This is a genomic window from Rahnella laticis (genome assembly GCF_015644585.1).
Classification (GTDB): Bacteria; Pseudomonadota; Gammaproteobacteria; order Enterobacterales; family Enterobacteriaceae; genus Rahnella; species Rahnella laticis.
This window is the reverse complement of record NZ_JADOBI010000005.1, coordinates 172,776-187,244: the sequence shown is the minus strand read 5'-3', so window position 1 is coordinate 187,244 and position 14,469 is coordinate 172,776. Positions and strand designations below refer to the sequence as shown.

Annotated in this window: 12 protein-coding genes; 10 read left to right on the top strand and 2 right to left on the bottom strand. The window is 46.9% G+C overall.

Features of this window, described 5'->3' with window-relative positions; genetic code table 11:
- Positions 1-59: 59 nt before the first annotated feature.
- Positions 60-2,132 carry a methionine--tRNA ligase gene (gene metG / locus IV433_RS12745; RefSeq protein ID WP_326838658.1) on the bottom strand — a complete coding sequence of 691 codons (2,073 nt, stop codon included), beginning with the start codon at positions 2,130-2,132 and terminating at the stop codon, positions 60-62.
- A gap of 110 nt (positions 2,133-2,242) precedes the next feature.
- Here metG and apbC point away from each other — a divergent pair, with 110 nt between their 5' ends.
- From apbC to asmA, 4 genes are all read left to right on the top strand, one after another.
- Positions 2,243-3,355, top strand: a complete 1,113-nt coding sequence (gene apbC, locus IV433_RS12740; RefSeq protein ID WP_195814547.1) for an iron-sulfur cluster carrier protein ApbC — start codon at positions 2,243-2,245, stop codon at positions 3,353-3,355.
- 145 nt (positions 3,356-3,500) lie between these two features.
- A complete protein-coding gene (udk, locus tag IV433_RS12735; RefSeq protein WP_120506638.1) occupies positions 3,501-4,142 on the top strand; it encodes a uridine kinase in 642 nt (213 codons plus the stop codon).
- Positions 4,143-4,180: 38 nt separating this feature from the next.
- Positions 4,181-4,762 (top strand): dCTP deaminase, encoded by a 582-nt coding sequence (gene dcd, locus IV433_RS12730; RefSeq protein WP_152325831.1) that lies wholly within the window; start codon positions 4,181-4,183, stop codon positions 4,760-4,762.
- A gap of 44 nt (positions 4,763-4,806) precedes the next feature.
- Complete coding sequence (gene asmA, locus IV433_RS12725) at positions 4,807-6,657, top strand: outer membrane assembly protein AsmA (RefSeq protein ID WP_195814548.1); 1,851 nt, start codon at positions 4,807-4,809, stop codon at positions 6,655-6,657.
- 77 nt (positions 6,658-6,734) lie between these two features.
- Here the strand turns inward: asmA and IV433_RS12720 are convergent, their stop codons facing one another.
- Positions 6,735-8,321, bottom strand: coding sequence for a TerC family protein (locus IV433_RS12720; RefSeq protein ID WP_195814549.1), 1,587 nt, complete (start codon positions 8,319-8,321; stop codon positions 6,735-6,737).
- Between the two features lie 812 nt (positions 8,322-9,133).
- Between IV433_RS12720 and galU the strand changes: the two genes are divergently transcribed.
- The 6 genes from galU to IV433_RS12690 all read left to right on the top strand — a co-directional run bounded on the left by galU (position 9,134) and on the right by IV433_RS12690 (position 14,462).
- Entirely contained in the window at positions 9,134-10,021 is an 888-nt protein-coding gene (gene galU, locus IV433_RS12715; RefSeq protein WP_195814550.1) for a UTP--glucose-1-phosphate uridylyltransferase GalU, read from the top strand.
- A 173-nt stretch (positions 10,022-10,194) separates the two neighbouring features.
- Positions 10,195-11,262: a dTDP-glucose 4,6-dehydratase gene (gene rfbB / locus IV433_RS12710; RefSeq protein ID WP_195814551.1), complete on the top strand. Its 1,068-nt coding sequence runs from the start codon at positions 10,195-10,197 to the stop codon at positions 11,260-11,262.
- Positions 11,263-11,265: 3 nt separating this feature from the next.
- The gene (gene rfbA / locus IV433_RS12705; protein WP_195814552.1) at positions 11,266-12,129 is read left to right on the top strand and encodes a glucose-1-phosphate thymidylyltransferase RfbA; all 864 of its coding nucleotides are present in this window, start codon (positions 11,266-11,268) and stop codon (positions 12,127-12,129) included.
- Between the two features lie 21 nt (positions 12,130-12,150).
- Positions 12,151-13,023 carry a dTDP-4-dehydrorhamnose reductase gene (rfbD, locus tag IV433_RS12700; protein ID WP_195814553.1) on the top strand — a complete coding sequence of 291 codons (873 nt, stop codon included), beginning with the start codon at positions 12,151-12,153 and terminating at the stop codon, positions 13,021-13,023.
- Positions 13,024-13,027: 4 nt separating this feature from the next.
- Positions 13,028-13,576: a dTDP-4-dehydrorhamnose 3,5-epimerase gene (gene rfbC / locus IV433_RS12695; protein ID WP_195814554.1), complete on the top strand. Its 549-nt coding sequence runs from the start codon at positions 13,028-13,030 to the stop codon at positions 13,574-13,576.
- A gap of 31 nt (positions 13,577-13,607) precedes the next feature.
- Positions 13,608-14,462 carry an ABC transporter permease gene (locus IV433_RS12690; protein WP_195814555.1) on the top strand — a complete coding sequence of 285 codons (855 nt, stop codon included), beginning with the start codon at positions 13,608-13,610 and terminating at the stop codon, positions 14,460-14,462.
- Positions 14,463-14,469 lie beyond the last annotated feature (7 nt).

The window sequence follows — 14,469 nt, the reverse complement described above, 5'->3', positions numbered from 1 at the left end:
GAACTCCTTGAACCTCCCCCCGGGGATGAGGGGAGGGGCTTGCTGAGAAACGCAGTGGCTTATTTCACCTGCATGCCAGGTTGTGCGCCGGAATCCGGGCTGAGCAGGAAGATGTCTTTTCCGCCAGGGCCTGCGGCCATCACCATGCCTTCAGAAATGCCAAAGCGCATTTTACGCGGCGCAAGGTTCGCGACCATGATGGTCAGACGGCCTTCCAGCGCTTTCGGATCCGGATAGGCAGAGCGGATACCGGAGAAGATCTGACGGGTTTCGCCGCCGAGATCCAGTTTCAGACGCAGCAGCTTGTCGGAACCTTCCACGAAATCAGCGCTTTTGATCAGCGCGATACGCATGTCGACTTTGGCGAAATCATCAAACGTGATGGTTTCCTGAATCGGGTCATCCGCCAGCGGGCCGGTTGCAGGGGCTTTCGCCGCCGCAATGTCTTCTTTCGATGCATCAACCATGGCGGTCACTTTATCCAGTTCGATACGGTTAAACAGCGCCTTGAACGGATTCACCTGGTGAGAGAGCAGCGGTTGTGCAATCGCATCCCACTCAAGTGTGGTGTTCAGGAACGCTTCGGTACGTTCAGACAGTGAAGGCAGAACCGGTTTCAGGTAGGTCATCAGAACGCGGAACAGGTTGATGCCCATTGAGCAAATCGCCTGCAGGTCAGCGTCGCGGCCTTCCTGTTTTGCCACAACCCACGGTGCCTGTTCGTCAACATAACGGTTTGCCAGGTCGGCCAGCGCCATGATTTCACGGATTGCGCGGCCTGATTCGCGGCTGTCGTACGCCTGCGCGATGCTTTCTGCCGCATCGGTGAAGGTTTTGTACAGCGCTTCGTCCGCCAGTTTATCGGCCAGTTTGCCGTCAAAACGCTTGGCGATGAAACCGGCATTACGTGAAGCCAGGTTGACCACTTTGTTCACGATGTCTGCGTTCACGCGCTGCACGAAATCTTCCAGATTCAGGTCGATATCGTCGATACGTGAAGACAGTTTCGCGGTGTAGTAATAACGCAGGCAGTCCGCATCCAGATGGTTCAGATAGGTGCTGGCCTTGATGAAGGTGCCGCGTGATTTGGACATCTTCGCGCCGTTCACCGTCACATAACCGTGAACAAACAGGTTGGTTGGCTTGCGGAAGTTGCTGCCTTCCAGCATTGCCGGCCAGAACAGGCTGTGGAAATAGACGATGTCTTTGCCGATGAAATGATACAGCTCGGTGGTGGAATCTTTTTTCCAGAACTCGTCGAAGTTCAGGTCGCTGCGGCGGTCACACAGGTTTTTGAATGAACCCATGTAGCCGATTGGCGCGTCCAGCCAGACGTAAAAGTATTTACCCGGCGCATCAGGAATTTCAAAACCGAAATACGGCGCGTCGCGGGAGATATCCCACTGTTGCAGGCCGGATTCAAACCATTCCTGCATTTTGTTCGCAACCTGCTCCTGCAACGCACCGGAACGGGTCCACGCCTGTAACATCGCGCTGAATTCCGGCAGGTCGAAGAAGTAGTGCTCGGAATCGCGCAGCACAGGCGTCGCGCCGGAGACCACAGATTTCGGCTCGATCAGTTCGGTCGGGCTGTAGGTTGCGCCACACACTTCGCAGTTATCGCCGTACTGGTCTGGCGATTTACATTTCGGGCAGGTGCCTTTGACGAAACGGTCAGGCAGGAACATGCCTTTCTCCGGATCGTACAGCTGAGAAATGGTGCGGTTCTTGATGAAACCGTTTTCTTTCAGACGGCCATAAATCAGCTCCGACAGCTCACGGTTTTCGTCGCTGTGCGTGGAGTGATAGTTGTCGTAGCTGATGCCGAAGCCGGCGAAATCTTTCTGATGCTCCTGGCTCATTTCGGCAATCATCTCTTCCGGCTTGATACCGAGTTGCTGGGCTTTCAGCATGATCGGTGTGCCGTGCGCATCGTCCGCACAGATGAAGTGCACTTCATTGCCACGCATTCGCTGGAAACGGACCCAGACGTCAGCCTGGATGTGCTCGAGCATGTGACCGAGGTGGATGGATCCGTTGGCGTACGGAAGTGCACAGGTTACCAAAATTTTTTTCGCGACTTGAGCCATAGTAAGAGCTTGCTTTCTGTAGTTGAAATCAGGGGTATTGATGTTAACCGAAAGCGCCGCCCCGCGTAAACAAACGGGGGGATCTCCTTACGGGTGTTCTGTTATGCTATTAAACAGATAAATAGTCTGATAACCAGTTTCAAGGAGCCGGGATGACATCTCAATCCCCACAGCAGTCCACACCCGCAGGGCTGCGCGCACTAGTGACCGGCGTACTGGCCACCTTCCGTCATTCAACACTTCAAAAAGATTTAGCTGCGATAAAAGCGGTGCATCATTGCGTGCTGATGGACGAGGTTTTGCATATCGATCTGACGCTGCCGTTCGCGTGGAACAGCGGTTTCGACGTTTTAAAAGAAGAAACCAGCGGCGAACTGCTGCGGGTGACCGGCGCTTCGGCCATCGAATGGAATCTTCGTCATGACATCGCCACGATGAAACGTGCCAACGATCAGCCCGGCATTAAAGGCGTGCGCAATATTCTGGCCGTCAGCTCAGGCAAAGGCGGCGTGGGGAAATCCACCACGGCGGTGAATCTGGCGCTGGCGCTGGCCGCGGAAGGCGGAAAAGTGGGCATTCTGGACGCGGATATCTATGGCCCGTCGGTGCCGAACATGCTGGGCACGGAAGAAGAGCGTCCGACATCACCGGATGGCGTACATATGTCACCGATTATGGCGCACGGACTGGCGACTAACTCCATTGGCTATCTGGTCACCGACGAAAATGCGATGGTGTGGCGCGGCCCGATGGCCAGCAAAGCGCTGATGCAGATGTTGCAGGATACGCTGTGGCCGGATCTGGATTATCTGGTGATTGACCTGCCGCCGGGTACCGGCGATATCCAGCTGACGCTGTCACAAAATATTCCGGTGACGGGCGCGCTCGTGGTGACGACGCCGCAGGACATTGCGTTGCTCGACGCCATGAAAGGCATTGTGATGTTTGAGAAAGTACATGTGCCGGTGTTAGGCATTATCGAAAATATGAGCATGCATGTGTGCAGCAACTGCGGGCATCATGAACCGATTTTCGGCACCGGTGGCGCGCAACGTCTGGCCGAAAAATACCGTTGCGAATTACTGGCTCAGCTACCGCTGCATATTTCGCTGCGTGAAGATTTGGATCGCGGTGAACCGACCGTTGTCTCTAATCCTGAAAGCGAGTTCACGACGATTTATCGCGAACTCGCATCAAAAGTGGCGTCGCAGCTGTACTGGAAAGGCGACGCGATTCCGACAGAAATCGCTTTCCGGGCGGTTTAATCTCCCAACTCTGCGAATTATTGCCCGATGTCAGCGATTACACCGCCTTAACGCTGGCATCGGGTAGTGTGTTGTACTTATAATTGGCGCGTTCAAAGCACACGCTGTGCTTGCCTTCCAACTTCCAAATCAGGTCTTTAATTTTATGTCTGACAAATTCCATCAGTGTGTCATCGTGGGTATCGCTGGCGCATCTGCTTCGGGAAAAAGCCTCATCGCCAGTACGTTATACCGTGAACTTCGTGATCAGGTAGGTGATGAGCATATCGGGGTGATCCCGGAAGATTGCTACTATAAAGACCAAAGCCATATGACCATGGAAGAACGGGTCAAAACCAACTATGACCATCCCAGTGCCATGGACCACAATTTGCTGTTCCAGCATTTGCAGGCAATGAAGTCAGGTCAGGCTATCGAATTACCGAGTTACAGCTTTATCGAACATACCCGTCTGGCTGAGACCGTGACGCTCAAGCCTAAGAAAGTCATTATTCTGGAAGGGATCCTGTTACTGACCGACGTTCGTCTGCGTCAGGAAATGAATTTCTCTATCTTCGTGGATACGCCGCTGGACATCTGCCTGATGCGCCGCATGAAGCGCGATGTCAACGAGCGTGGCCGTTCTATGGATTCCGTGATGGCGCAATACCAGAAAACTGTCCGCCCAATGTTCCTGCAATTTATCGAACCTTCAAAACAATACGCAGACATCATTGTGCCGCGTGGCGGTAAAAACCGGATTGCGATTGATATTCTTAAGGCGAAAATCAGCCAGTTCTTCAACTAATCGCGGAACAATCCGTAGAAAACCATACCGGAGATACGATGAGACTTTGCGATCGAGATATAGAAGCCTGGCTGGACAGCGGCAAATTAGGCATTTCACCCCGTCCGCCGGTTGAGCGGATCAACGGTGCAACGGTAGATGTGCGTCTGGGCAACGGTTTTCGCGTTTTCCTCGGCCATAACGCCGGCTTTATCGATCTGAGTGGCCCGAAAGACGAAGTGAGCGCGGCGCTGGACAAAGTGATGAGCGACGAAATCGTTCTGCCGGAAGGTGAAGCTTTCTTCCTGCATCCCGGCGAACTGGCGCTGGCGGTGACTTTTGAATCCGTCACCATTCCGGATGATCTGGTGGGCTGGCTCGACGGCCGTTCTTCACTGGCGCGTCTCGGCCTGATGGTGCACGTCACCGCACACCGCATCGATCCGGGCTGGAAAGGTCGCATTGTCCTTGAGTTCTACAATTCCGGTAAACTGCCTCTGGCGCTTCGCCCGGGAATGCTGATTGGCGCGTTAAGCTTTGAACCGTTGTCCGGTTCTGCTGCACGCCCTTATAACAGCCGTCAGGATGCGAAATACCGCGACCAGCAAAGTGCAATTGCCAGTCGTATTGATAAAGACTGATTCTGTTTTTTATCGGCGTGAGCGGATGAAAACGTGAGGAAGGCATGAGAAGACTACTGACAACACTGGTGATTTTACTGGTGGTTATCATTGCCGGCATGACTTCGCTGGTATTTCTGATCAACCCGAACGATTTCCGTCAGTACATGGTGGAAAGGGTTGAGGTGAAAAGCGGTTACAAGCTGGCCATTAATGGCTCGCTGCGCTGGCATGTCTGGCCACAGCTGAGCATTATTGCCGGGCAGACGTCGCTCACCGCGCCGGGCGCGAAAGAACCGGTGGTCAGTGCTGAAAATATGCGACTGGATGTCAAACTCTGGCCTCTCATTTCTCATCAGCTCGCCGTTAAGCAGGTTCTGTTCAAAAATGCGGTTATCCGGTTAACGCCGGATACCGAAGAGAATCAGCCTGATGCGCCGGTTGCTCCATCTTCTCCTGTTCCTGTAGCGCCTGGTGCGTCTGAGCTGGACGCTGGCTGGAAGTTCGACATTGATAAAATCAGCATCGCTGACAGTTTGCTTATCTGGCAGCGTGGCGACGATGAACAAATCAATGTGCGCGACATTAATCTCGAAATTGATAAAGACGACAACCGCCAGGCCTCTGTCCAGCTTTCCAGCCGCATCAACCGTAATCAGCGTGATTTAGCCTTCACGATGAATGCGGAACTGGATATGCAGCATTATCCGCAGGCCTTTGCTGCCAACATCAGCAAATTTACCTATCAGCTGAGCGGCGCGGATATTCCGGTTAAAGGCATTCAGGGCAACGGTTCGATGCAGGCGAGTTATCAGCGGGATACTAATGCCGTGACGCTCAGCCAGATGGCGCTGACCGCCAATGATAATCAGATTTCCGGTACGGCTTCGGCCACGCTGGGCGATGAACCGAATTATCAGCTGAACCTGAACGCGGAAAAACTCGATCTGGACGCGCTTTCCGGCTGGCAGCCGAAAACGACGGAAGAGACAACCACGACTTCTCAGGCCATCACGTCGGCGCCGGTAATTGCGCGCGACGTAGATGAACAACCCAACGGGTTGAGTGAACTTCAGACATTCAATGCGCACCTGGCGCTGAAAGTGGCTGATCTTACCTACCGTGGAATGAAAATTCAGAACCTGGCGCTCGATGCTGATAATCAGCAGGGGCAGGTTTCGCTGTCAACGTTCAGCGGCAATATGGGTACCGGTAATTTCTCACTGCCAGGCAAAATGGATGTGACGGGTAAGAAAATCCAGGTTCACATGGTGCCTGACGTCAATAAGATTGAGCTGGGCGATTTGCTGGCGGCGTATGAGTTGCCTAAGGCGCTGACCGGCAACTTCTCGCTGAAGGGTGATGTGAGCGGTGAAGGCCTTTCAGCAGCTGATTTCGCGCGGCACTGGCAAGGCGACGGCCAGCTTTCAATGGATAATGCACGTCTGAATGGCATGAATATTCAGCAGCTTATCCAGCAGGCCATTGCGAGAAACAGCGATAAAGTTCAGGGCCTCGACCGTTACGAGCACTACAGCCAGATTGATACGCTGAATGCGAAAGGTCATCTTGCCGATGGCACGCTGACGCTGAGCAATATGGAAGGCGTGTCGCCAATGGTGACCGGCAAAGGTGACGGCACCATTAATATGGCAGCGCAGCAGGTGGATTTGAATCTGCTGATCCGCGTAACCGGCGGCTGGAAGGGCGACAGCAATCTGATCAATACGCTGAAAACGACCGATATTCCGCTGCGCGTGTACGGGCCGTGGTCTCAGATGCATTATCAGTTGCAGGTTGACCAGATATTGCGTCAGTCACTGGAGCAGAGCGCCCGCAGTGCTATCCAGAACTGGATTGATAAACGCAAAGACAGTAAAGCCGGTGATGAAGTGCAGAAGATATTGAAGAAGTAACACCGGATTTGCCGGGAATAAAAAACGGGATGCTTAATGGCATCCCGTTTTTTTTTGTCACACTTACCGCGAAGAACTCAGACTTCGTAATCGTCGGACACCGGCGGATTGAGCGGGGTGATTTTCACTTTTAAAATCCGGTGACTGCTGACTTCCAGCGGTTCGTACAGATAATCGTTAATTTTTATCTGCGCGCCGACCTGCGGAATGCTCTGGGTATATTCCATCAGCAAACCGGCCAGCGTGTGGTATTCGCGCTTATCATCGAGCGGCAGGGGAATGTACATTGCCAGATCTTCGAGCGGCATATAGCCATTCGCAATCCAGCTTCCGTCTTCCTGCTGCTGAATGTCGTGGCGCGCATCCGGCAGCTCGTCGGATTCCGGCAGGTTCCCGGCAATGGTTTCCATCACGTCAGTCAGCGTCACGATGCCTTCGACAGAACCAAATTCATCCACAACAAAAGCAAAGTGCGTTTTCGCCTGACGGAACTGTTCAAGCGCCATCAGCAGGGAAAGCTGCTCCGGGAAGATCAGGGGCTGGCGGATCAGCGCCTTAAGATCTAACTCATTTTGCAGCAGCTGCTGTTTAAGCAAGTCAACGACATGAACAACGCCCAGCGGTTCGTCGGTAGAGCTGTCTTCCGTCACAAGAATGCGCGTGTGCTGATTCTCGGCAATCTGATTTCTCAGGACATCAATCGGATCATTCAGTTCGAGATTGTCGACGTCATGACGCGAGGTCATCACGCTGCTGACTGTCCGCTGCCCCAGCCCCAGAACGCGTTCAATCATGTTGCGTTCCTGCTGGTTGAAAATGGCATCCTCTTCAGTGCTGTCCGCAATCATGCTGGACGAATGGGCATCCAGTTCAGCTTCTTCATGCTTGCCGCGTAAAACGCGCAGAACCGTCTCTGCCGTGCGTTCACGCAAAGAACGACGCGATGACAGGAAGCGTTTGCGGTTGAATTGTGCCAGCTGATTGAGTGCTTCGATGATCACCGAGAAACCGATAGCCGCGTACAAATAGCCTTTAGGGATCGCGTAGCCAAAGCCTTCTGCGACCAGACTGAAGCCGATCATCAGCAGGAAACTCAGACATAAAATAACGATGGTGGGATGCGCGTTCACAAACTTAGTTAGCGGCTTGCTGGCCAGAAGCATCAGCCCGATGGCGATACAGACTGCCGCCATCATCACGGCCAGATGATCCACCATGCCAACGGCGGTAATCACCGAGTCGAGAGAAAATACCGCATCGAGAACCACGATCTGCGCCACGACAGGCCAGAATCTGGCACCGCTTTGCTGCTGGCTCTGCTCTTCATCTTTGCCTTCCAGGCGCTCATTGAGTTCCATGGTGGCTTTAAACAGCAGGAACACGCCGCCGGTCAGCATAATCATGTCGCGGGCGCTGAACGGATGCCCGAGTAAAGTGATGAGAGGGCGGGTGAGAGTCGACAGCCAGGAAATTGACGCCAGTAACAACAGGCGCATCACTAATGCCAGCATTAAACCCGTGACGCGGGCTTTGTCGCGCTGCCGGCGGGGAAGCTTTTCTGCCAAAATGGCGATGAAAATCAGGTTGTCTATCCCTAGGACAATTTCAAGGATTACCAGGGTAGCCAGCCCGGCCCAGATTGACGGATCGGCGATCCATTCCATATTGCTTGTTTCACCTTTGGTTACACGACGGTTGTCGCACGTTGAATAATGGGCGTCAGAGGGCGAAATTTCAAATCTAAAAGAGGAAGGCGAAGCGGTCATTGATAAAAAACGAGCAGAAAAATGAGGAAGGACGAAGAGCTCGCATGTTATTTAGCCGCTAAGACATATTTGCCACCATATAAATAGCAGTATCCATAGCAGGAGGGTAAACTTACAAGGCATTGCGACATATTAACTGAGCTTACTTGCGTTAACTGGATGAAATGTGCACAGCACTAACCTGATGTTGTGCCAATAGCTTTTTTGCAATAAAGGTAAGGCATAATTTGATGCACTTAGTGGTTCCCTGATTTAGTCCTACTCTGAAAAAACCAAGATTTTGTTATAAAAATTTATTTTAAAAAAAAAAAAGGTTAAAATTCTATATAAATTAAGCATTGGTTGTTTATACGTCTAATATAGTTGGATAAAATTTTTCCTAACAAATGGATTCATAAAAATAAGAGCGATGAACATTGTAGTTTATGGTTTTGAGTGCATTGGTAGCTGAGAGCCAAGGGCGGTAGCTTTGTTTTTTATTAGGTAATCGTTTGATTTTTTAGGTTTTTTTCATTATTTACAATGTGATGCGGGGTCAGAAAATGGTTATTGGCTTCTTACGGTGCGAGACTTTCAATTACGTATTCGTTTGTCGCTGATACTGCGTATTGATCACTGCATGCGATGAGTATACTGTCGACATATGGTGTCGTAGTATTCTCCACCTCTGTCAAGAACTGCTTTCGATAAATTTCAGGAGTATCTTCCCAATGTTAAAAGCTGTTATCCCAGTAGCCGGTTTAGGTACACGTATGCTACCTGCAACTAAGGCGATTCCTAAAGAAATGTTGCCGATCGTTGATAAGCCATTAATCCAATATATTGTGAATGAATGTGCAGCAGCAGGCATCAAAGAGATCATCCTAGTAACACATTCATCTAAGAATGCAATTGAAAACCATTTCGACACATCTTTTGAGCTCGAAAGCATGTTGGAGTCCCGTGTCAAGCGGCAGCTGTTGGAAGAAGTGCAGTCCATTTGTCCTAAAGGTGTAACTATCATGAATGTGCGCCAAGGACAATCAAAAGGCCTTGGGCATGCAGTTTTATGTGCAAAACCACTTATAGGTAACGCTCCTTTTGCTGTAATTCTCCCTGATGTATTGATGGATGAATCAACCAGCGATCACGGTAAGGATAATCTTGCTGCCATGTTGGCTCGTTTCAAAGAAACCGGAAACAGTCAAGTTATGGTAGAAGAAGTTCCGGAGGAGGATGTATCGAAATATGGAGTGGTAGATTGTAACGGAATTGAAGGTGAACCTGGCAAAAGTACGCCGATGACTGCTATTGTTGAGAAGCCAGAACGTAAAGATGCTCCTTCGAATTTGGCGGTAGTAGGTCGTTATGTGTTCTCGGAAGATATTTGGCCATTATTAGCTATAACCCCTTATGGTGCAGGTAATGAGATTCAGCTGACCGACGCTATTGCCATGTTAATGAGGAAGAAAACAGTAGAAGCATTCACAATGACTGGCCGCTCCCATGATTGCGGTGATAAATTAGGTTATATGAAAGCTTTTGTCGAATACGGCCTGCGACATCCGACACAAGGTAGTGGTTTCGAAAGTTGGTTAAAGGACTTTATGGGTAAATAAAGTAAATCTCACAGATAAAGGAATATTGCAAGAATAAAGCATGTTCCTTTTATTAAACAACCTAAATTAAATGTCAATTTATTATTAAATAGGTTGCTGTAAATGGCTTTTTTCATATTTATGAATAAAAACTTACTATTAATCACGAACTATATTTACTTAGGTAAAGCTTTATGAGAATTTTGGTTACGGGTGGGGCTGGTTTCATAGGTTCTGCAGTTGTAAGACATATTATCGAGAATACACATGATTCGGTAATTAATCTAGATAAGCTGACTTATGCTGGTAATTTAGAGTCACTTCATCAGTTTGAAAAAGACAAACGCTATTATTTCGAAAAAACGGATATTTGTAATGCAATAGAGTTGAAACGTATATTTGAACAACATCAACCTGACGCAATTATGCATCTGGCTGCTGAGTCTCATGTAGACCGCTCAATTGATGGGCCTGCTGACTTTATTGAGACAAATATCATTGGGACCTACACTTTGCTTGAGTCAGCAAGGTCATATTGGAATAACCTCGATTCAGCAAGAAAAAAAGCTTTCCGTTTCCATCATATTTCAACAGATGAAGTTTATGGTGATCTTGAGGGAACAGACGACTTATTTACCGAAGAAACACCTTATGAGCCAAGTAGTCCTTATTCAGCATCAAAAGCTGCAAGTGACCATCTCATCCGTGCATGGCACAGAACATATGGTATGCCTACAATTGTGACAAACTGCTCAAATAATTATGGCCCATACCACTTTCCAGAAAAATTAATACCATTGACTATACTTAATGCCATTGAAGGAAGACCACTTCCTGTTTATGGCGATGGTATGCAAATTCGCGATTGGCTATATGTCGAAGACCATGCGCGCGCTTTATACAAAGTTCTGACAGAAGGAAAAATAGGTGAGACTTATAACATTGGTGGGCACAATGAGAAAGCAAACATCGATGTTGTAAAAACCATCTGCCAGCTGCTTGAGGAACTTGTACCAATAAAACAAAAGAAAATTGGGAAATATGTAGATTTAATTACTTTTGTCAAAGACCGTCCCGGACACGATGTTCGATATGCTATTGATGCTACTAAAATCCAGCGTGAACTGAATTGGAAGCCGGTTGAAACTTTTGAAACAGGTATGCGGAAGACAGTTGAGTGGTATTTGGCAAATGAAACTTGGTGGAAACGTGTGCAAGACGGTTCTTATAGTAGAGAGCGTTTGGGAATGGAGACTAAATAGTATATGAAAGGTATTATTCTTGCAGGTGGTTCTGGTACGCGGTTATACCCGATTACACTAGGTGTATCTAAACAACTGTTACCAGTCTATGACAAGCCGATGATTTATTATCCGCTGTCTACATTGATGCTAGCTGGAATTCGTGAAGTTCTTATCATTACTACTCCAGAAGATAATGCTAATTTTTGCCGTATGCTGGGTGATGGTAGTCAATTTGGAATCTCAATCACTTATGCTGTGCAGGAAAGCCCGGATGGATTAGCGCAGGCGTTCATAATCGGTGAAAAATTTATCGGAGAGGACCGTTGTTGTTTGGTTCTCGGTGATAATATTTTTTACGGTCAGTCCTTTAGTAATACCCTACATAATGCAGCAAAAAAAACTGTGGGTGCAACAATCTTCGGTTATCAAGTGAAAGATCCCGAACGTTTTGGTGTGGTTGAATTTAATGATCGAATGCAAGCGATTTCTATAGAAGAAAAACCTCAAAATCCTAAATCGAACTATGCAGTAACAGGTTTATACTTTTACGATAATCAAGTAATCGATTATGCTAAACATGTTAAACCCTCACATAGAGGTGAGTTGGAAATCACATCTGTTAACCAACTATATTTAGAGCAAGGCTCACTTCAAGTTGAGTTACTAGGCCGAGGTTTTGCATGGTTGGATACAGGAACTCATGCAAGCTTACATCAAGCTTCATCTTTTGTTCAGACGATCGAAAATGTTCAAGGATTGAAAGTCGCTTGTCTGGAAGAAATATCATGGCGTAATGGATGGTTGAGTGATGAAGAATTAATAAAGTTAGCTCAGCCAATGCTTAAAAATGAATACGGACAGTACCTTCTAACATTAGCGAAATAAACTTTAAGTGGGTAATTTGTGATGCGAATACTGATCACTGGTAGTCAAGGGCAAGTGGGTTCGCTTTTAGAGAAAAAGCTACGAGACGAATGCGAATTATTGGCTGTAGGGCGAGAAAAACTGGATATCAGTGATCGCAATTCAGTTATTGAAATTGTGACTAATTTCAAACCTGACTATATCATAAATGCGGCTGCATATACTGCCGTAGATAAGGCTGAAAGCGAAGAAGCACTAGCATTTGCAATCAACAGTGACGGCCCGTCATTTCTGGCTGAGGCAGCTAACAGAATTGGCGCTGTAATTTTGCACATATCAACTGACTATGTATTTGATGGTAATGATGAGTCGATTTACACAGAGAATATGTCAGTCGGGCCGCAAGGTATTTATGGGAAGAGTAAACTTGCAGGAGAAAAAGCCATTGCAGAAAAAACAGATAAATACATTATTTTACGAACTGCATGGGTGTTTGGTGAATGTGGCCATAATTTCGTAAAAACAATGTTACGTATTGTTAAAGAACGTGATTCTATAGCTGTTGTTGGTGACCAATATGGTGGACCAACATATGCTGGCGATATTGCAGATACTTTAATCAAAATGGTTGAGTCAATAGCCTCTGGGAAACACTCTCGCTGGGGGATATATCATTATACTGGCATGCCATATGTTAGTTGGTATGAATTTGCAGAAGCCATTTTTTCACAAGCTTTAGAACATACGTTAATCAAAAAAGTGCCTTCATTATCATCTATCCCTAGTTCAGCATATCCAACACCTGCAAAAAGACCGAAAAATTCGAGGTTAGATTGCACAAAAATCAAAGAACAATTTGATATTGAGCCGAGTGATTGGAAATTAGCATTGAAAGAAATTTCTAACTATAAGTGAAATTATGAAAGTTATTAATACAACAATTCCAGAAGTAAAAATAATAGAACCAGCAGTTTTCGGCGACGAACGCGGCTTTTTCATGGAAACCTGGCAACAGAAAAAATTCGAAGAGCAGGTCACTTTTGCTCCATGTCAGTTTGTGCAGGATAACCATTCAAAGTCGAATAAAGGTATATTACGTGGACTTCACTACCAGACTCAAAATACTCAAGGAAAGCTGGTTAGAGTTACAGCAGGAGAGGTTTTCGATGTTGCTGTAGATGTTCGAAAAAAATCTCCAACGTTTGGTCAGTGGGTTGGAGTTTATTTGTCAGCAGAAAATAAACGTCAATTTTGGGTGCCTGCTGGATTTGCACATGGTTTCTATGTAACAAGTGAGATAGCAGAATTCGTATACAAATGTACTGATTATTATAATCCGAAATTTGAACATTCCATTCTATGGAACGACCCACAATTAAATATAGATTGGCCAGTTATTGATGCATGCATTCAACTTTCTGAGAAAGACAAAAATGGTGTTTTATTTGATGATGCAATACATCTTTGAAATTTAAGAAATGAATATCTATGAGTGAATTATGAAAAATAATACATATCAAGAAGAAAGTAAAAACAGAATATCTGAAGATGTAAAATCGCAGGATGAATGGCACCACCATACTGGTACAAGCGATTTATACGTGGCATTGAAGAGGCCGGATATATGGTTTTCGTTAGGATGGCACGATATAAAACAACGTTATCGCCGCTCCATCCTTGGCCCATTCTGGTTTACTATTAGCACTATGATCATGGTAGGCGTTTTAGGTTTTTTATATTCAACTTTACTTAATCAAAAAATCGTTGATTATTTACCATATTTAGGCGTTGGTCTCATCATATGGCAATTTATTAGCACTTGTGTAAATGAAGGATGTAGCGGTTTCATTGCATCTGCTTATATCATAAAGCAAATTAGGATGCCATTATCGGTCCATGTATGCAGAATAGCGTGTCGTAATTTTATTATTCTCTTACATAGCCTACCTGTAGTGATTATATTGATGTTCTTTTTTGGGACTTTCCCTAAAGTTGAATTTTTACTATTGTTCCCAGGTTTAGCTATCTTATTTTTAAACAGTGTTTGGATTTGTTTGGTACTGAGTATATTGTGCGCCAGGTATCGTGATATATTGCCTATTGTTGGAAATATATTACAAGTGGCATTTTTCTTTACTCCGATAATGTGGCAAAAAAATCTTCTCAAGGGCAGAGAATGGGCGGCTGATTTTAATCCGTTTTATCATTTGATTGAGATAATAAGAGCGCCAATTCTTGGCCATCCAATCAACATTGAATCTTGGGCGTCAAGTCTTATATTGCTCGTTATAGGATTCGCGATTTCGCAACTGTTGTTGGTTCGCTACAGAGAAAGAATTCCTTACTGGTTATAAGGTTAAA

Excerpts from the sequence above, each read along its gene's own strand:
- apbC (WP_195814547.1), top strand. The coding sequence starts at position 2,243 with ATGACATCTCAATCCCCACAGCAGTCCACACCCGCAGGGCTGCGCGCA.
- udk (WP_120506638.1), top strand. The coding sequence starts at position 3,501 with ATGTCTGACAAATTCCATCAGTGTGTCATCGTGGGTATCGCTGGCGCA.
- dcd (WP_152325831.1), top strand. The coding sequence starts at position 4,181 with ATGAGACTTTGCGATCGAGATATAGAAGCCTGGCTGGACAGCGGCAAA.
- asmA (WP_195814548.1), top strand. The coding sequence starts at position 4,807 with ATGAGAAGACTACTGACAACACTGGTGATTTTACTGGTGGTTATCATT.
- IV433_RS12720 (WP_195814549.1), bottom strand. The coding sequence starts at position 8,321 with ATGGAATGGATCGCCGATCCGTCAATCTGGGCCGGGCTGGCTACCCTG.
- galU (WP_195814550.1), top strand. The coding sequence starts at position 9,134 with ATGTTAAAAGCTGTTATCCCAGTAGCCGGTTTAGGTACACGTATGCTA.
- rfbB (WP_195814551.1), top strand. The coding sequence starts at position 10,195 with ATGAGAATTTTGGTTACGGGTGGGGCTGGTTTCATAGGTTCTGCAGTT.
- rfbA (WP_195814552.1), top strand. The coding sequence starts at position 11,266 with ATGAAAGGTATTATTCTTGCAGGTGGTTCTGGTACGCGGTTATACCCG.
- rfbD (WP_195814553.1), top strand. The coding sequence starts at position 12,151 with ATGCGAATACTGATCACTGGTAGTCAAGGGCAAGTGGGTTCGCTTTTA.
- rfbC (WP_195814554.1), top strand. The coding sequence starts at position 13,028 with ATGAAAGTTATTAATACAACAATTCCAGAAGTAAAAATAATAGAACCA.
- IV433_RS12690 (WP_195814555.1), top strand. The coding sequence starts at position 13,608 with ATGAAAAATAATACATATCAAGAAGAAAGTAAAAACAGAATATCTGAA.